General features: G+C 57.8%; 14 protein-coding genes and 1 tRNA gene. 7 read left to right on the top strand and 8 right to left on the bottom strand.

All coding sequences use genetic code 11. The features are described from left to right. Positions 1 to 167: 167 nt before the first annotated feature. Complete coding sequence (locus METFOR_RS14365) at positions 168 to 1,178, top strand: PKD domain-containing protein (protein WP_052310735.1); 1,011 nt, start codon at positions 168 to 170, stop codon at positions 1,176 to 1,178. A 164-nt stretch (positions 1,179 to 1,342) separates the two neighbouring features. After that, the gene (locus METFOR_RS01995; protein ID WP_052310734.1) at positions 1,343 to 1,609 is read left to right on the top strand and encodes a hypothetical protein; all 267 of its coding nucleotides are present in this window, start codon (positions 1,343 to 1,345) and stop codon (positions 1,607 to 1,609) included. Between the two features lie 164 nt (positions 1,610 to 1,773). On the opposite strand, the gene METFOR_RS01990 is transcribed toward METFOR_RS01995, so the two are convergent. The 3 genes from METFOR_RS01990 to METFOR_RS01980 form a co-directional block, all read right to left on the bottom strand. Continuing rightward, a complete protein-coding gene (locus tag METFOR_RS01990; protein ID WP_015284433.1) occupies positions 1,774 to 2,217 on the bottom strand; it encodes a TIGR00725 family protein in 444 nt (147 codons plus the stop codon). Positions 2,218 to 2,271: 54 nt separating this feature from the next. Continuing rightward, positions 2,272 to 2,694, bottom strand: coding sequence for a carboxymuconolactone decarboxylase family protein (locus tag METFOR_RS01985; protein WP_015284432.1), 423 nt, complete (start codon positions 2,692 to 2,694; stop codon positions 2,272 to 2,274). Positions 2,695 to 3,499: 805 nt separating this feature from the next. Beyond that, the gene (locus tag METFOR_RS01980) at positions 3,500 to 4,936 is read right to left on the bottom strand and encodes an aldehyde dehydrogenase family protein (protein WP_015284431.1); all 1,437 of its coding nucleotides are present in this window, start codon (positions 4,934 to 4,936) and stop codon (positions 3,500 to 3,502) included. 29 nt (positions 4,937 to 4,965) lie between these two features. Between METFOR_RS01980 and METFOR_RS16035 the strand changes: the two genes are divergently transcribed. Both METFOR_RS16035 and ileS read left to right on the top strand, forming a co-directional pair. After that, a complete protein-coding gene (locus METFOR_RS16035; RefSeq protein ID WP_267878661.1) occupies positions 4,966 to 5,100 on the top strand; it encodes a hypothetical protein in 135 nt (44 codons plus the stop codon). 62 nt (positions 5,101 to 5,162) lie between these two features. Next, a complete protein-coding gene (ileS, locus tag METFOR_RS01975; RefSeq protein WP_015284430.1) occupies positions 5,163 to 8,348 on the top strand; it encodes an isoleucine--tRNA ligase in 3,186 nt (1,061 codons plus the stop codon). Between the two features lie 453 nt (positions 8,349 to 8,801). Here ileS and METFOR_RS01970 read toward each other — a convergent pair whose 3' ends face one another. Then, positions 8,802 to 9,527, bottom strand: a complete 726-nt coding sequence (locus tag METFOR_RS01970) for a tRNA(His) guanylyltransferase Thg1 family protein (RefSeq protein WP_015284429.1) — start codon at positions 9,525 to 9,527, stop codon at positions 8,802 to 8,804. Positions 9,528 to 9,591: 64 nt separating this feature from the next. Then, a complete protein-coding gene (locus tag METFOR_RS01965; protein ID WP_015284428.1) occupies positions 9,592 to 9,864 on the bottom strand; it encodes a PRC-barrel domain-containing protein in 273 nt (90 codons plus the stop codon). A 51-nt stretch (positions 9,865 to 9,915) separates the two neighbouring features. Here METFOR_RS01965 and METFOR_RS01960 point away from each other — a divergent pair, with 51 nt between their 5' ends. Beyond that, a complete protein-coding gene (locus tag METFOR_RS01960) occupies positions 9,916 to 11,049 on the top strand; it encodes a CBS domain-containing protein (protein ID WP_015284427.1) in 1,134 nt (377 codons plus the stop codon). A 76-nt stretch (positions 11,050 to 11,125) separates the two neighbouring features. Here METFOR_RS01960 and METFOR_RS01955 read toward each other — a convergent pair whose 3' ends face one another. The 3 genes from METFOR_RS01955 to METFOR_RS01945 are packed head-to-tail and all read right to left on the bottom strand — an operon-like array spanning position 11,126 to position 14,906. After that, on the bottom strand, positions 11,126 to 12,769 hold the full coding sequence (locus tag METFOR_RS01955) for a radical SAM protein (protein WP_015284426.1): 1,644 nt from the start codon (positions 12,767 to 12,769) through the stop codon (positions 11,126 to 11,128). After that, a complete protein-coding gene (locus METFOR_RS01950) occupies positions 12,766 to 13,386 on the bottom strand; it encodes a 6-hydroxymethylpterin diphosphokinase MptE-like protein (RefSeq protein WP_015284425.1) in 621 nt (206 codons plus the stop codon). The genes METFOR_RS01955 and METFOR_RS01950 overlap by 4 nt, the downstream gene beginning before the upstream one ends. Before the next feature lie 47 nt (positions 13,387 to 13,433). Beyond that, on the bottom strand, positions 13,434 to 14,906 hold the full coding sequence (locus tag METFOR_RS01945; protein WP_015284424.1) for a DHH family phosphoesterase: 1,473 nt from the start codon (positions 14,904 to 14,906) through the stop codon (positions 13,434 to 13,436). A 347-nt stretch (positions 14,907 to 15,253) separates the two neighbouring features. Here METFOR_RS01945 and METFOR_RS01935 point away from each other — a divergent pair. Continuing rightward, a tRNA-Lys gene (locus tag METFOR_RS01935) sits at positions 15,254 to 15,327 on the top strand. Positions 15,328 to 15,524: 197 nt separating this feature from the next. Next, positions 15,525 to 18,344 (top strand): PAS domain S-box protein, encoded by a 2,820-nt coding sequence (locus METFOR_RS14360; RefSeq protein ID WP_015284423.1) that lies wholly within the window; start codon positions 15,525 to 15,527, stop codon positions 18,342 to 18,344. Positions 18,345 to 18,449: the final 105 nt, after the last annotated feature.

Below are 18,449 nucleotides of genomic sequence, written 5' to 3'. Positions count from 1 at the left end.
GGGATCCTCGACCGAATGTGACTTCTGAGAAGGATGCACCAGAAGTTGTAAAAAAAGTTATGGAACAATTTGGTGGATTGCCACCGGATGCCCAATATGCTGGTAGTTATACGGAATATGTTGAGCACCAAACCCGTTCCGGGGAATTAATCCGGAAAGAACCTGTTATGATAAATGTCTATTACCGGAAATTAATCGATGGGAGGCCGGTAAGTGGTGATAAAGATCAAATCAATCTGGAGCTTGGCGAAAACGGACAACTCCTGAATATCTACAAGAGCTGGAGTAACCTGACCTATGTTCAGAATATTCCGATAATCCCGGCAAAAGAGGCAGTTGAAAAACTCCAGCTTGGGGATATCGTTGGATCCTGGAATAGTTTTGACGATGTTGTTTATATAAACAATATCACTCCCGGTTATCACTTGTATGGCGAAGAGGGGAGTGTTACGGAACCCTGCTGGTTCTTCATTGGAAAAACCGGATCCGGGAAACTTGCAGTGTTCGAAGTCTATGCCCGGCAGTTCGCCAACTTCACCTCCTCACCGACATCCGGTAAAGTCCCGTTAACGGTCAACTTCACGGATACTTCGGATATACCCCCGAAACAGTGGCTCTGGGACTTTGGCGACGGCACCAACGCAACGGAACGGAACCCGGCGCATACATACTCTACCGCGGGCACCTACAATGTCTCGCTCGTTGCATGGAACGAGCTCGGCAGCGATACGATGGAAAAGGCCGCTTATATCACGGTTCGCAACCCGGCCCCGCCGGTCGCGAACTTCACCGGTTCTCCGGCCACTGGCCCCGCACCACTGATGGTATCGTTCAACGACACGTCGATGAATATCCCGACCATCTGGCTCTGGGACTTCGGAGACGGGACGAATACAACTGTCCAGAACCCGGTGCACACGTATTCCACACCGGGCAATTACACCGTCTCGCTTGATGTCGCGAACGAAGATGGGACGAATACCATAACAAAACCGGTGTATATTATCGTGACAACCCCTCCTCCGACAACAATCACAACGCTGCCGACAACGACCGCGACAATTCCTACGACGAAACCTACGCCAACAAAAACACATGCGCCGCTGCCGGTGTGGATATCCGTTGCTGGTATCGCAGGTGCGGCACTGGTTGTCAGAAGACTGGAAAAATGGACATAACATTCTATAAGATGCTGAAGGGCCGGGACAGGAAACAAGGAGGGATCACCATATGCGAACCAAGAACGTGAATTATCTTTCAGAAAAGGAATACAAACTTGTAACTATCCTCCGGAAACTGGGATTCCGGCGGACCACTGCCAGCGTGCTGGCATTCCTGACCGGTGTCGGGGAGACCACGTCCCCGGGATATCGAGCGCGGGTCGAACCTCCGGCAGCCGGAGGCCAGCCTGATTTTCAAGGAACTGGATGAACAGGGATGGATCTCGGAACGGGATCAGGAAAATTCCGGCCCGGGACGGAAGACGAAGGTACTTTACCTGGCCAGGCTGCTTGCAGAGATCGTTACTGATATCGGCGCCCGGCAGCAAAAGAAAGCGGATAATATCCCCGGGCTGGTCCGGAAGATGGCAGACACCATTCACCGGTAAACCATGTCCTGAAAAACGACACTATATTAATCCGGAACCATGGCAATTTCCCATCCGGAAAAAAGAGATCTGATAGGAAATCTCTCTCTTACTGTTACAGATCCGCTATATCCGGATGGAGTCCTTTTAGAAATCCTGATGGTCGAAATGTCGGGCGAATAGTATCAGCCACTGCCTTTCCCTTCCAGCGCCCGTTTCACTGCTTCCTCCGGGGTTTTGCACATGACCACACCCTCAATCTTCCAGGACGACAGGCCGAAGACCGGGCAGCCGGTCTTCAGTGCAATGGCGATCTCCGAGAGCGTCCCGTAGCTGCCGCCAATCGCAATCAGGGCATCCCCCGACTGGGCAACGAGCACATTACGCCCGTGGCCGAGGCCGGTCCGGATAACGATGGAGAGGAACGGGTTTCCGTCGCCAGTCCCCGATATGATCCCCACGGTTGTCCCGCCCTGCTCCTGTGCACCCCGGCACGCGGCCTCCATCACGCCGCCCAGCCCGCCGCAGAGCAGCACCGCCCCGTTCTCCGCGATGAGCCGGCCAACCGCCCGGGCGGTTTCGTACTCCTGCGGCGATGCCTGGGCTCCACCGGCAACAGCGATCTGCATGGAAGATCAGTTGTCCTGCCGGAAGATAAAGGTGGATTCGTCCCGCCACCAGTGTCAGGTTTTCCTGCTGCTGCCGGTCGCATCCGGGAAGGCACTGCGGAATTCCCGGAGGGCAGGAGCCAGCACCCGTGTTTTCCCAATCAGGGACGCGATAAGGATGGTATCGTAGATCTCGTCCCGGTTCGCTCCCTCCTTCATGGCCGCCCTGATGTGCACCCGCAGGCAGCTCTCTGCCCCGGCACCTGCTGCAGCAGCAATGGCAATGAGTTCAGCCGTTTTTGCCGGGATGTGCGGGGGCCGGCAGACCATCTCGTCGGCGAGCCCCGACAGGGCAAAATACTCCGGTCGCTCCTTCAGGACCGGGAAGATGAACGGCATGCTCCCGAGCATCTCCCGGGTATCTTCAAGGATGTCTTCGCTGATCTCGTCCGCACGGGAGAGAAAATCGTCCAGTGCTCTCTGGTTTTCAGGTTTCATTCGTGTTCACCAGTCAGTTCGATAATGTCTCTTCTGGTATTCTGGGATCGCCTGGCAGAAGAGGATGCTGATTTGTGCAGTTCAATAAAGAAACTCGTTCGTTATCATCTGGAGCACCCTTTAATTTTTTCCGGCAGATCGCAACAGAAAATTTTCATCGCCCCCTAATTTCGTGCCTGAACATTTTTCATCGCGATCCGGTTGAGTGACCGGACCACTCACGCCGGAACGCAAGAAAAATTATCGGTAAGGGAATAGTTTTGTCGGTTAATTAACCGATAATCGGTTGACTAACTTACACCTTGTGATCGCGTTTGAAAAAGACGAGCGTGAAAGTCCGCAGGACTTTCATGTGAGGCTGCTGAAAATGCGAAGCGTTTTCATGCATTTTAACGACATGTGATGGAAACAGTGTACTCGGGAAAACCCTGGACCCGTCTCATGATCGCCCCCCTTGCGCCAGCCCGCCCATGGGGGTGCTGAAGGTCGTCAGACCTGAAGCAGGAGAAGAACGCATCAGCGTTCTTCGACTCGGGGGCGCAGGCGAAGCCTCCCCATTATCTGTACGGGAGTCATCGGCATTTCAGGGAACAGGTACTACGGCACAATCGCAATGCGTCCAGTCCCCCTGGAGGGAAAACTACCGTTCTATCAGGAAGGGCAGTCTGGAGAAGAGCCATCAGGCTCTTTAACTCCGATAACGCAAGAGGGGTATTAAAAATTAGTGACACAAATGATGAATTACCTTTTTTTAAAAATCCATGAAGTTTGAACGTTGATTAGCATTGAAAAAAGTAGAGTGAATTTATCCTATCCCGCCATCGCGGTTGATGACCATCAGCCGGAGCTCGCTCATCTCCTCGATTGCGAACCGCGGCCCTTCCCTGCCAAGCCCCGATCCCTTGGCTCCCCCATAGGGCATCTGGTCCGTGCGGAACGTCGGGATGTCATTCACGATCACGCCCCCAACATCCATCTCTGCGTAAGCCCGCATGGCCCGGTTGAGGTTCTGCGTGAAGATACCGACCTGGAGCCCGTACTCACCGGTATTTGCGATCCGGAGCGCCTCGTCGAAATCATCGTAGGGCACAACCGAGATGACGGGGGCGAAGACTTCCTCGCAGTTCACCCGCATTGCCGGTGTCGTCCCTTCAAGGACCGTCGGGGCAAACATCGTTCCTTCGAGCGTCCCCCCGATGAGGGCCCGGGCACCCTGGCGGATTGCTTCCTGCACTTTCCGATAGGCTTCCTCCGCTTTCAGCCGGTCGATCATCGGGCCCAGATCGGTTGTCGGATCGCGGGGGTCGCCAACCTTCAGGGCCTTTGTCCCGGCAACGATCATCTCCACGAGTTCCTCGTATATTTTCCGGTGGACGAGAACCCGCTGGACGGATATGCAGACCTGCCCGGCATTCGTGAACCCGCCGGTCACGATCCGCTGGGCAGCATACGGGAGGTTTGCGTCTTCGTGCACGATCACCGCTGCGTTCCCGCCCAGTTCAAGCCCCACTTTCTTCCTCCCCGCGATCTCCCGCAGGTGCCAGCCGACTGCACAGGAGCCGGTAAAGGAGAGGAATGCAACCCGGGGGTCCCGGGCAAGCACCTCTGCACGTGCTCCCGTGCAGGGCACAACGCTGACCGCTTCAGGGGGTACTCCTGCATCAAGAGCCATCTCCCCGAGAAGGAGGCTTGAAAGCGGCGTGGCGGATGCCGGTTTGAGGATAACGGAGTTCCCTGCAGCAAGGGCGGGCGCAAGCTTGTGGCAGGCAAGGTTGAGCGGGAAATTGAACGGGACTATCCCGGCAACGGGACCAAGGGGGAAGCGCCGGAGGATCCCAGTCCTGCCCTCGGTATCCCTGCTCAGATCCAGGGGGATGATCTCGCCATAGACCCGTTTTGCCTCTTCTGCCGATGTCCTGACCGTCACTTCGGCCCGGGCAACCTCGGTGGTGGCGAACTTCCGGGTCTTGCCGCCTTCCATGACCATGACATCGATCAGCTCGGCTGCCCGCCGGTGGATTGTGTCCGCGAGGTTCTCCAGGATCCCGGCTCTTGCATGCGAGGGGAGACGGCGTGTCTTCTCAAACCCGGACACGGCTTTTGTCACTGCCGCCTTCAGGTCATTGTTCGTTGCCTGGCTGACCGTGCAGTACAGTTCACCCGTGTACGGGAACCGTACGGGAATAGTCTCCTTCGTCTTCTTCTTCTCTCCTCCCAAGAGGAGCGGGTATGTCTCGGCCATCGGGATGCTCCGTTTGTTCTTAATCCAGTATGGGCGGCAGGATCTACATAGCACCATCGGCAAAAGGCCGGCAGAAGGCAGGATCCCTCCCGTCGTGGTGCAGCCTGCACCAGCTGGGCGGGAGATGGCAAACGGAGAAAAACTACTTTGTGCAGTGGCGCTAACGTAACTATCGCATATTCCACCGGCTCAAAGCGGAGGCGTGGGGTACGAAGAGGGGTTGTAAGTGAAGGAAGTCACCGCGAACTTCAGTGCAAAGGAGATCGAGCGTGAGGTGCAGGAATACTGGCGCACCCACGGAACCTACCAGACAGTCAGACAGCAGCGGGCGGCATGCAGACCGTACTTTTTCGTGGACGGGCCGCCCTACACCACGGGGCATATCCACCTTGGGACCGCGTGGAACAAGATCATCAAGGACTCTCTCCTGCGCTACCAGCGCATGAACGGCCGGAACGTCATCGACCGGGCAGGGTACGACATGCACGGCCTCCCCATCGAGGTGAAGGTCGAGCAGGCGCTGGGGTTTGCCTCCAAAAAGGACATCGAGAAGTTCGGCATCCAGCCGTTCATCGAGAAGTGCCGGGAGTTCGCGGTGGAGAACAAGAAGCTGATGGACGACCAGTTTTTGGCCCTCGGTGTCTGGCTGGACTTCGCCGATGCATACCAGACCGTGAAACCGGAGTATATTGAGGCGGCATGGTGGACGCTTGCAAAGGCACAGGAGCGGGGCATGCTCGAACGCGGCCACCGCGTGGTGAACTGGTGCCCCCGGTGCGAGACGGCGATTGCGGACGCCGAAGTGGAGTACTGGGACGAGAGCGACCCCTCGATCTTCGTCAAGTTCCCCCTCACCGGAAAGACCGGTGAATACCTCGTCATCTGGACCACGACCCCCTGGACCCTGCCTGCGAACGTCGCGGTTGCGGTCTCAAAGGAGTTCGAGTACGCAAAAGTGCTGGCAAAGAAGGACAGCAAGGAGGAACTCCTCTGGATCGCAGAACCCCTTGTCAAGGCTGTGCTGAAGAAGGGCCGGTACCAGGACTTCTCGGTGCTGGAGAAGAAGAAAGGCACTGATCTGGTCGGCTGGACCTACGACTCCCCGTTAAAAGAGCAGGTCCCGCTCCAGAAGGAGATCCAGCACCGGGTCGTTGCAGCCGATTTCGTTGCGCTCGAGAACACCGGTATGGTGCATATCGCCCCCGGCCACGGCTGGGACGACTTCGTGCTCGGCACAAAAGAGGGCCTGCAGATCGTCTGTCCGGTTGACGGGGCAGGAAAGTTCATGGACAATGCCGGGCAGTTTGCCGGGCAGTTTGTGCGGGACGCAAACGAAAACGTGCTCGTTGCACTGGGCAACCATCTCCTGGCACAGGAGAAAGTCACCCACCGCTACGGCCACTGCTGGCGGTGCAAGACGCCCATCATCTTCCGGGCAACCTCGCAGTGGTTCCTGAAGGCATCCGAGATGCGGGACCTGATGCTCACCGAAGTGGAGAAGGTGACCTGGTACCCCGAGTGGGCAGGCTCCGCCCGGTTCTACGACTGGATCAAGGAGGCCCGCGACTGGTGCATCTCCCGCCAGCGCTACTGGGGCATCCCGATACCGGTCTGGGTCTGCGGCAAATGCGATAAGTACCACGTTGTCGGCACCATCGCGGAGCTCGAAAAACTGAGCGGGAAACCGTTGCCTGACCCCCACCGCCCGTACGTGGACGAAGTGACCTTCACCTGCTCCTGCGGCGGCACGATGAAGCGTGTCGCGGACATCTTCGATGTCTGGTTCGACTCGGCAGTAGCATCGTGGGCGACGCTCGGGTTCCCGAAGGAAACAAAGAACTTCGAAGCCCTCTGGCCGGCCGACTTCATCACCGAGGGGCAGGATCAGACCCGGGGCTGGTTCTACTCACAGCTGGGCGCCAGCACCATCGCGTTTGGCAAGGCGCCGTACAAAAGCGTCTGCATGCATGGTTTTGCCCTCGATGCGGAGGGCAAGAAGATGTCCAAGAGCCTCGGGAACGTGGTGAACCCCGGCGATGTTGTTGAAAAAGTCGGGGTGGACGTGCTCCGGCTCTATGTCCTCTCCTCCTCTGCGCCCTGGGACGACCTGAAGTTCAACTGGGAAGGGGTCGGCACCATCAACCGTGCGGTCAACATCCTCTGGAACGTGTACCGCTTCCCGCTCCCGTACATGATCCTCGACAAGTTCGAGCCTGCCACGAACAGCGGTGCCTGGGACGACTCCTTTATCCGGGCACACATCCGCCAGATGCCGGACGAGGACCGGTTCATCATCTCGCGGGTCAACACGGTGGCCTCGCTTGTCGACAGCGCTACAAAGGAGTGTCAGATCCACCGGGCAACCCGGGAACTCGTCAACTTCATCTTAGAAGACCTCTCCCGCTGGTACGTCCAGCTGGTCCGGCCCCGGATGTGGCTTGAGGGCGAGTCGGAACAGAAGATCTTTGCGTACGAGACAATGTACTATGTCATGCGCCGGCTTATCGGGCTCCTTGCCCCCTTCTGCCCGCACCTCACCGAGCAGATCTACGGGAACCTCCGGTGCAAAAACGACAGGGAGAGCGTCCACATGCTCGACTGGGATGCGGGGGAATCCACGCTTATTGACCGGGAGCTGGAACATGCGGTCGAGCTCGTCCGATCGTTCGACGAAGCACAGGCCAATGCCCGGCAGACCGGAAAACGGAAACTCCGCTGGCCGGTTGCCGAGGTTGTGGTCGTGACCAGTGCCCAGCCGGTGAAGGACGCAATCGAGCGTCTCAATGCGGTCTGTATGGACCGGGCCAATTCCCGGAAGGTCTCCGTGGTCATGGGCCGCTGGGAGCGGATCGGCTGGCATGCCGAGCCGGTCATGAAGGCGCTCGGAAAAGGATTCGGGAAGGACTCGTTCAAGGTCAAGGGGCTCATCGAGGCCGCAGACGGGAACGCCATCAAGGCAGCGGTCGATGCCGGCCAAAAATTCTCCCTCAAAGACGGCGCTGCCTCCTTCGAGATCGGGGCAGAGCATGTCACCTTCACCGAGAAGCTCCCCGCTGACATCTTCTCGGCGCCCATGACCGACGCCACCGTCTACGTGGACGTGGCACTGACACCGGACCTCGAGGCGGAGGGCTATGCCCGCGAGGTGATCCGGCGGATCCAAGAGATGAGAAAACAGCTCGACCTTGCGGTGGAGGACACCATCTCTGCCGAGGTTTCGGTCAGCGACAAGCGCGTCCTTGCCCTGCTCCATACCGACCAGATGATCGCCCTGATCGGGGACGAGGTGCGGGCAATGGCGTTCGGGTTCAGTAAGGACGGGACAACACCTGATACATCGCACTTTGCATCCGTGAAGGAGTGGGATGTGGAAGGCGTCTCCATGACGATTGGTATTGTGAAGACGGGATAACGTTCCCGGCTTTTTTTGCCTTCCTTCTCTTTTTTCCCGTATCAGGGTGTGATAATTCCCTTATTGTCCATGTATAAAAGGAGTAAGGTCATCCCCCGTGTCCGGCGATTGCCGGGTTACGCGGGCAGATTCTGTACGATTGCCTGGAGGACTGCAATCACAATCTTAAGGAACAAGGCCCAGTCGAACAGATTTTCACCTCCTCACGTTGTGGATAGGTGATAGTGTACCGTAGTCATACTTATAGTTTTTTAATTAAAAATACGAACATATTGAGGTCGGAGTTTAGTTTTGTGGCACAATTTGAGGGATTGCCGCAACAACTTATATGAATCTAATGCCGTGCAAAGATATGAGAAAACCACAGAAAAAACGATATCCTGAAATCCACAAAACCCTGTGGGCGGATACCGGGCGTGTTCCGGGAAAACAGATTGGGGATCGGGATGCAGGTTATTTCACGATCGCAGCGAGGAACGCCAGTCCGTCGGGACTCGTGAAAAGGGGGAGATCGGATTCCGCAACCACGGCGCTGCGCTCTGTTATTACCGTCTCTTTTGTTATCGGGTTGAATCCTTCCTTCTCCGTGAGTTTCTTGTACACGAGCGTCCCCCTGCGCTGCCATGCCGGGGTGGTGGCGAGATTGAAGCCCCGCTCGTGCATCATCTCGTGAAGGGCTTTTGCCGGGAGGCCCGTAAGCCGCTCCTGCGCCTTTTTCGGGTCCATCCCTTCCTCGATGAGGGCCTGCTGGCAGTAGGCATTGATGTGGTTTCTCCAGGCCTCGGCTTGCCGGTTTGCCAGGTACTCCTTCGCGTACCCCGGGGTTGCCGGGATCACCCGGGCATCGAATGCGACAAGCGTGGTGCCTCCCAGCGCAAGCGTGAACGAACTGGCGGCATAGGATGCTGAAACCGAGTCAAGCTTCTCCACCCGGCCGGAGAACGGGAGTTTTGTGAAATACAGGCTGATCTCGTCCGAGAAGGTGTACGCGAGATCGGGATTGAGGCCGCTGCCGGCAACCAGCGAAGTGCAGGCCGTCACCATCGCCTTGTGGAAGAACTCGTCGAACGGCCGCTCGAGACCCAGCACATCAGAAAGACGGTGGAATGCCCGCCCGTCAAGCCGCACAAAAACCGGAGGAAGGGCGGTGATCGTGGAGAAGATTTCCCGGTTTTCCATAGGAGTACCATGCGGGAGCAGAAAATATAGGGGATCTCCCGCTGTCCTCAAGGTTAGGATAAGATTATTCCATGTCGCCGCTGCCGCTTCCCCCGGCAAAGGCTCCCGGCAGGTGGCGGATCAGGACGATGTCGTCAATGGCGCTGATGATCCGGTACGGGATCTTGAGGCCTTTGTAATTCTTGAGCTCGAAGAGCTGGTCGTTGACCTTGCCGACGACGAGCGCCTCCATCTTCTTGGAGTCCACGTCGAGGACAACATCCTCGACTTCGCCAATGAACATGCCCTTGTCCGTGTAAATCTGAAGCCCGAACAACTCGGTAATCTGGGTTTCCATCGTTATCAGATGAAAGTATATACTTAAGAGTTAAAAAGATAACCCTTTATTATGGACGGATCTTTCCGGATCGGGCGAATTTTCGGGATTCCGATCCTGATCCACTACACGTTCCTGCTTGTTATCCCCCTCTTTGCCTGGATCATCGGGAGCCAGATCCCCCTGACCATCGACATGCTGAAGGAGATCTACCGGGTCCCCATTGACACTACGCTTGCAACTGCGGGATATATGCCCTACGTGCTCGGCGCGATCGTGGCCCTGGGCCTCTTCTTCGGGGTGCTCGTGCACGAACTCGCCCACTCCCTTGTCGCCCGGGCCAAGGGGATCGGGATCAACAGCATCACGCTGATGATCTTTGGGGGCATCGCGACCATGGAAGAGGGAGTACCCGACCCGAAGGCGGAGCTCCCGATGGCTCTTGTGGGGCCGATTGCAAGCCTCATCTTCGGCATCATCTGCTCGCTGTTGATCTATGCCGTCCCGTCCGTCACCACGGACCCGGGCATGGCCGGTGTCCTTGTCTTCACGCTCGGCTACCTCGGGGTACTCAACATCATCCTCTGTCTCTTCAACCTCATCCCGGCATTTCCCATGGACGGGGGCAGGGTTCTCCGGGCATGGCTGGCAGGGCGGATGCCCCTCCACCGGGCAACCCAGATTGCAGCGGATGTGGGCAAGGGTTTTGCCATCCTCTTTGGCATCATCGGCCTCTTTGCGTTCTCACCGTTTTTGATCCTGATAGCCCTCTTCATCTATATCGGGGCGAACATGGAGTCGAGCGCCGTGAAATACAGCCACCTCCTGCAGGACGTCACGGTCGGATCCATGATGTCAAGCCCGGTTGCAACCGTAGGGCCTACAGTGCCGGTGAGCCAGGTCATCACGATGATGTACACGAGCAAACACCTCGGTTTCCCGGTCATCGAACGCGATACACTGGTCGGCATGATCACGCTCGCGGACATCAACAGGACCTCCCCCATCGACCGCGAGGCCATGCAGGTCCGGGACATCATGACACGGGAGATCATCACGCTCCCCCCGGAAGCACCGGTCCTCGACGCCCTCCGAATTATGTCGACAAAGGACATCGGCCGGATCCCGGTTGTCGCGGACGGGAAGGTCGTCGGCATCGTGACCCGGACGGATATCCTGAAGGTCACCGAGCTCCGGCAGGTCTGAAGTACATCATTTGACCCCCACCATTATCGCTTCGGGAGACGCCTGCACGGTACTGCCAGAGTAAAAGAGGTCGGGATCAGAATTTCAGCTGGCCATCCACCGGAGAGTTTCCCGCCACCTTTTGGAATGCTGCAAGGTCTTTAAACGGCCGTTTCGCGATAACAGCTGCCACCTTCTTCTTCCCCACGCCCGGCAGCCACTTGATCGCAGATGCCGGCAGGGTATTGATCACGATCGGGACAGGGAAAGCAGTGACCGATCGCATCCCCCAGTCAACGACAACGGCGTCGGTAACCGTCCTTTCAGGGAGGTGGAGCGGGATGCCAACAAGGATCGGGTAAGAGCCCGGCTGCCTCCCGAACGAGAGGTCCCCCGATACTTCGACCCGCACATCCCGGAGAACCGTGCCAATCGGGAATACACGCTGGAGCATCGGCAGGTCGATCCGGTTCCGGACATATTCCTTGAACTGCCGGAACCTCCGTTCGTGCTTCCCAAGCGTGTTCTCCGTATAAGCCCGAGTGCCCTCGAAGGGCATCACCTGCCGGATATTCACCCGCCGCACCGAGAGGCCGGCATCCAGGACACGGGCGAGGAACTGCTCATTGAGATCATAGGTCTCTTCCGTCTCCCCGGCAAGCCCGCAGACGAAGTTGAGGCCCGGGAGCAGCTCGGGCACATTGTCCCGGCGCTTCCCCCCCTCTTCGTTCACGATCTCGATGGCCCGGAAGACTTCATCCGGCAGCGCTTTCAGGTTGTTTGCCCGGACAACCACAGGATCGGCTGTCTCCATCCCGAACGCGGCAACATCGCCCGGGGTGTGGTGACGGATGATTGCCCGGAGCGCTTCCCGGGCCGCATCCTCATGCCGGGCAATGGTCTGCGGGTTGGTGTTGTCGATATGCAGCGTCCGGAGTTCCGGGGCGGCAGCACAGATCGCGGAGAAGAGGGCCTCGATCTTCTCCGGTTCCGGTGCGGGATACTCCCCCGGCCCGGCTCCATACGCGAGGACATCCGGCTGCCGGCCTACCCGGAAGTGCCGGGCACCGTGGGCATGGAGTGCGGCAACCTCCCCGGCAACTGCGGCAATGGTCCGGTATCGCGGCATCCCGTAGAACGGCTCTGTGCAGAACGAACAGCCGCCCGTTGCCCCGTGGGGACAGCCCCGGGCAGTCTCCAGCTCGCACATCACGTATGGGAAGTCGGGATGCTGTGCGACAATACTGCTCCCTGTGATGCTCCAGGGATCGGTGCGGGAATAATCCAGTACTCCCTCAGGCTCGTTCCCGTCCAGGTAGTTGTCCAGCGCAACCGCCGGTTCGCCGGAAAGGAGGGCATCAAATCCGCTGATCACCTGCCGGACCGCTTTCTGCCCACCCTTCCCGGCATACCCAAAGCCGATGGGGCCCCCGATCAGTTTCTTTGGCCCCTTCACCATGTGGCCGACCTGCTGGATCTCAGTGAGCGTTGCCGGGGTGCCCCCGAGGTATTTCCCCGGTACCGTCACCCCCGCGATCATGACCAGCAGCTCCGCCTTGTTCAGATCACCAGCACGCAGCGGCTCTTTACGCAGCTGGTCGATGGTGAGATACCGGATGGAATAGCCGTGGGCAAGCAGCGCTCCAGCCACGGTGCGGACATACGGGGAGATGTAGGGGGGGACGCCGAGGCACGCGGGCTCGTCCACGTACCCGTCAAGGATGAACGCGGTGAGGGTCATGCCGTGATCCCAATCAGGGCAAGGAGCTTCCGTGCCCAGAAGAGCTTTCCGCGTTTCAGGGGGTCGACATCCTTGTCATCCAGGTCGAACCCGGCAAGCGTGATCCGCGCTGCCCCGAGTTCGTGTGCTGCAAACGCCGCCCGGTCGCCGTCCGTGAACCCGCCGAAGTTGTGCACGTGCGGCAGGGGAGCAGCCTGCGTTGTCCCCACGATCCTGCCCGGGAAACGCGGGACCCAGTGTTTCAGGAGCGGGATGTTGTCGCCGTGGGCGTGGACCACCACGATCGTTCCCTGCCGGTTCATCTCGATGAGCCGGTCTGTCGCCCCGTCAAGATCCGTGAATACCGCATCCGGCAGGATACCGGCATCGTCCAGCACTTCCGCCGCGGCATCGGCTGCAAAGACCACGCCATGGATTGCGTCAAGATCCTTTTTGAGGCACGGGGCGTTTCCGCAGACCGTCACCTCGTTGCCGTCCGCTATCGTGACAAGCGAGATGAGGTTGTCGCAGTCGAGGAGCGACGCGAGGATGCGGGCTGCCTCTTCGTCTCCTGCCCGGTCGAACCCGAAGTACTCAAGGATCTCGCGGTAGTGGGGTTCCCATTCAGCGTACTGCATCAGATTCGCTTGGTCCTGCCGGCTTTTTAAAAGCGAGTGCCCGCGCCCTACGGGGCGCCGTTCTTCTTCCCCTCGTTCTCAAGGCCCACAAGAGTCCTGAACTTCTGGAGCACCGGCTCGATCACGATCCCGAGGAGCTTCTCCTTGTCCTCCACCTTCCCGAAGTAGCTCAGCGGCAGGCTTGCAGCCCCCATATTCGGGTGGCCGCCGGCATCGCCCATGTCCCCGAACGCCTCCGCAAGGGCATTGCCGATGTGGAGCCGTATGTCCCGGTTGCGTGCCGAGATGACAATCGCGGTGTCGGTGATCCCGTACACGAGCGCCGTGTTCACACCCTCGAGCGTGATCAGGAGATCGGCTGCCTGCGGGAGGGAGTCGCGGTTCATTACGTACCCGACGTTCGCGAAGAGGTACCCGCTCTGGATCTTCCGTTCGTGGATTGCCTTTCCCATGACGTCGAGGGTCTCCTGCGACATGGAGGGCGACATGATCTTGTCGAGCAGTTCAGCGTCCGTCAGGGGCAACAGGAAGCCCGCGTAGCTCAGGTCCTGTGGGGTGACGTTGCGCTTGAACTCCTTGGTGTCGGTCCGGATACCGTAGAGCAGGGCGGTCGCGACTCGCTTGTCCACGGGGATATCCAGCTCCTGCAGGTACTGGGTCATGATACTTGCGGTCGCGCCGACCCCGGGCCGGATATCGATGAAACTGCCTTGGCCTGTAGTGTGCCTGCCCTCCTTGTGGTGGTCAATGATGATGTTGATCTTTGTCTCGTGCGGGATGTCGTTGTTGGCACCGGGACCCGAGCAGTCCACGAGGGCGAGGTAGGTGCACTTCGCGAGCGCGTCGGGTGTCAGGCGCTCCATCTTGATGTCCAGCAGGTTCACGAAGGTCCGGTTCTCCTGGTGCCCGATATTGCCCTCGTAATAAATGCGGACGGTAAGGGACTTGCTGTTCGCCTTTTTTGCAATCTCGGCAAGGGCCATAGCAGAAGAGATGGCGTCCGGATCAGGGTTCTTGTGGGTGATGATCCCAAGCGTCCCCTCCCAACCGGCAATCATCGTGAAAAGCCGCTGCGCGATCCGGCTCGAGTGCTGCTTTTTGATCTGGAGAACCGCGGACCGGGCCACGACCTCCTGCGGGTAGAGGACGACCTCAGCGCCGGCCGCCGTCAGCTTCTGTCCGATCACCGGGTCGGTTGCCCGGGCAACCACCTGAACGGACGTGAGCCGCTTTTTAATCGCGAGTACGGCAGCAAGGTTCGTATCGCCGTCTCCGGTCATGACGAACGCGATCTCGAACGGGGGAAGCCCTGCAAGCATCTCGGACGAGGTGATGTCGCGCTGGTACGCCTCGAACTTCTGGTCTTTGAGGCTCCTGACCCGGGACTCGTCCCGGTCAACAACCATCACCCGCTCATGGTCCTTTGCCAGTTCAAGGATGATATTGAACCCATTGGTCCCGCATCCGAAGATCCCGTATTTGACCGGCCCCTGTTGTTCAACCGGCGAATCCAGTGGCATGTTACAGAAGATGTATCCGTTTTGGATAATAAGCAATTGCAAACACGAGCGCCCTTCAGGGCGTAAGTGGGAGAAGAAGGCGAAGCCTTCTTCGACTCACGATAGGCCGTCAGGCCAGGAGCAGGAGACGATTTTCCATCAGGAAAATCTTCGACTCACGATAGGCCATAGGATCCCTCAGCAACGCGAAGAACCCTCTCGGGGTCTTCTCCTACTTCGGGTCCTTCGGACCCTCAGCAACTCGAAGAATTGCTGCGCAATTCTTCTCGATCCCGGGGTCTTGCGACCCCTCGCTAACCCAAACCTTTATTCGCAATCATAAACCACATTATTAGGCCTAAGTAAGCGGGTCTGTAGCTTAGTTCGGCATAGCGGCGGACTCTTAATCCGCAGGTCAAGGGTTCAAATCCCTTCAGGCCCGTTCCCTTTTCAGACAGGTTCTGTGCAGTACGCTGCGATCCGGCTCTTCTCTCTGTCTGGTTTGTATCTCCTGATTCCATGATGATGGGACTGCATCACGGACCTATCATTCCTGTGGGGTACCCTGTAACTTTATTACCAAAGAACAGGGAGACTGTCATTGATAATCAAGGTAAACACGGAGAATCGGGGCTATTCATGACCAGCGACCTTATTTTCGACCTGCTCATCGTGATGCTCTTTATCTCCGGTGTCAGTATGGCCGCCGTGGGCTGGTATACGCGGAGGTTTGTCGGGAGAGTTCCCGCGGCAGCACCCTTTGTTCTCCTGATGCTCTGTGCAGCGGCCTGGGCGTTTCTCTATATTCTCGATCTGCTCACCATGTCCCTCCCGCTGAGGATCTTTTACCACAACCTCCGCTTCCTGTACCTCCCGTTCATTTCCGTTCTCGAACTCTGGCTCGTACTTGCCTACGTCAACAGGACCGAATGGATCCGCAGGGACTTGGCGGCAATCGTATTGATCATCCCCGTCCTGTCAGCACTCCTTGCGGTAACAAGCCCGTTCCACACGTTCTTCCGCTATAATTTCTCCATCAATACTGCCGGCCCGGTCCCGGTCCTTGTGTATTCCGAGAGTTTCTTTTACCAGATCTATTTCCTGTATTCATTTGTCCTCCTCGCAATCGCCATCATCCTGCTCATCCATGAGACACGGAAGCGGGGCACGCTCTGGGAAACTTCCACGATCCTCCTGCTTATCGCCCTTACATTCCCGACGGTACTCGATTATTTCGCCGAGACCACCAGGTTTCCGTTCCCCGGTGTCAACCCGACCCCTGCGCTTCTCTGGATTGCAGCCATTCTCTATGCCATTGCCCTCTTCCGGTATCATTTCCTCGATATAATTCCCATTGCACGGGGGCGGCTCATCGAGGCCCTGAGCAAGCCGGTACTGGTACTGGACACAGCGGACCGGGTGATTGATATCAACCCGGCTGCATGCTCGCTCTTCTCCCTCACTCCGGCTGCCGCACTCGGGAAAACCATTGAAGAGATTGTGCCGGACTGGCCGGACTTCCTTTCCCTGTGCAGGGAAAAAACCACGATGAAGAAGGATCTTGTCAGGACTCGCAACAAGGAGGTTTTCCATTATATCGGTTCTGTTGAACCGCTTCTCGGTATCAATGGCGTTCCCGAAGGCCACCTTGTCTTCCTGCAGGATATTACGGACCTGAAGCGGGCCCAGGAGGCCCTGCGGGAGAAAACCGAAGAACTGGATCAGTACTTCTCAACAAGCCTCGACCTGTTCTGTATCGCGGATTCCCAAGGGTATTTCCGCCGGCTGAACCCGGAGTGGGAAAAGACGCTTGGATATTCGCTTGGCGACCTCGAAGGCCGTCGTTTCCTGGACTTTGTTCACCCGGATGACGTCCCGGCAACCCTCGATGCCATCAGCACCCTCAGCGCCCAGAAAGAAGTCCTCAACTTCACGAACCGATACCGGCACCGGGACGGCAGTTACCGGTGGATCGAATGGCGGTCGTTCCCGAAGGGTGACCGTATCTTTGCCGCAGCCCGGGATATCACCAAACGCCGGCTGGCCGAGCAGCAGCTTGCAGACCATACCCGCTTCCTCTCAACCCTGATCGACACGCTCCCCCTCCCCCTTTTCTACAAGGATGCGGGAGGAAAATACCTCGGGTGCAACCGGCCGTTCGAGGAGTATCTCGGTATCGGGAGATCTGCGTTGATCGGGAAGACCGTGTACGACATTGCCCCAAAAGAACTTGCAGATGTGTATTTCGCGGCTGACCTGGAGCTGCTAAAAAATAACGGTTTCCAGACCTATGAAGCGCAGGTCCGATATGCAGATGGTTCCCTGCATGACGTGATCTACTACAAGGCCTGTTATCTGGACCATCGCGGGGCCACAGGAGGGATCATCGGTGCATTCCTCGATATTACCGAGAGGAAACGGATGGAGAGCGCCCTGCGCGAGAGCGAGGAGAAGTACCGGACAATCATCGAAGAGATGCAGGACCTCTTCTACCGGACGGACATCAGCGGGAAGATCACGATGCTCAGCCCGTCTGCCTTTACCATCTCCGGGTACACAAGAGACGAGCTGATCGGGCAGGATGTCGCACGGGTCTATGCCGATCCTCATGACCGCGAGAAACTCCTGACAATCCTCAAGGAAAAAGGATCCGTCGATTCTTTTGCGCTGGATTTGAAGGTACGTGACGGATCGATCCGACATGTGACCACGAGTAGTCATTTCTATCGCGATGCTGACGGGAATGTCCTGGGCGTGGAAGGAGTTATCCATGACATCACGGAGCAGCGGCGGGCGGAGGAAGCCCTCCGCATTGCGAACAAGAAACTCCACCTCATGTCCAGCATTACCCGGCACGATATCCGCAACCAGCTGATGGCACTGATGGCGTTCATCGAACTGAGCAAGGATTCCATCGACAAACCGGAAGAACTTATCGGATTTTTGAAAAAGAACCAGAAGATTGCCGAGACCATCACCCGCCAGATCACCTTCACCAAGGACTACGAAGACCTTGGCCTGAACGCCCCGTTGTGGCAGGATGTGAATGCCAGCATTGATGCTGCGGTTGCGTTACTCCCGATGCGCAATATCCGGGTTGACAAGGAAGTTACCGGCCTTGAAGTGTTCGCTGACCCTCTGGCGGAGAAAGTGTTCTATAACCTCATCGACAACTCCCTGCGGTACGGGGGTGAGAAGATGACCACGATCCGCGTCACCAGCCGTGTCGAGGGTCCATTACTGGTTCTGGTCTATGAGGATGACGGCGGGGGGATTCCCGAATGGGACAAGAAGGTGATCTTCGACAAGGGGGTTGGCAAGAACACCGGCCTGGGTCTCTATCTCTCCCGCGAGATCCTTGCGATCACCGGGATCGGCATCATCGAGAACGGGGTGCCGGGAGAGGGCGCACGGTTTGAGATGGTGGTGCCAAAAGACGGGTACCGGTTCATCTCCTGATGGGGTACAGGAGTGCACTCCGGAAACCACGTAACATTCATCTTTCCTGCGGACAACTCATTTTATTTAAGTAATCTTTACTATCACCTGCCTGCACGGAACGAC

Source organism: Methanoregula formicica SMSP (genome assembly GCF_000327485.1).
Taxonomy (GTDB): Archaea; Halobacteriota; Methanomicrobia; order Methanomicrobiales; family Methanospirillaceae; genus Methanoregula; species Methanoregula formicica.
Note: the sequence above shows the minus strand (reverse complement) of the source record. Positions and strands in the feature narration are given on the sequence as shown.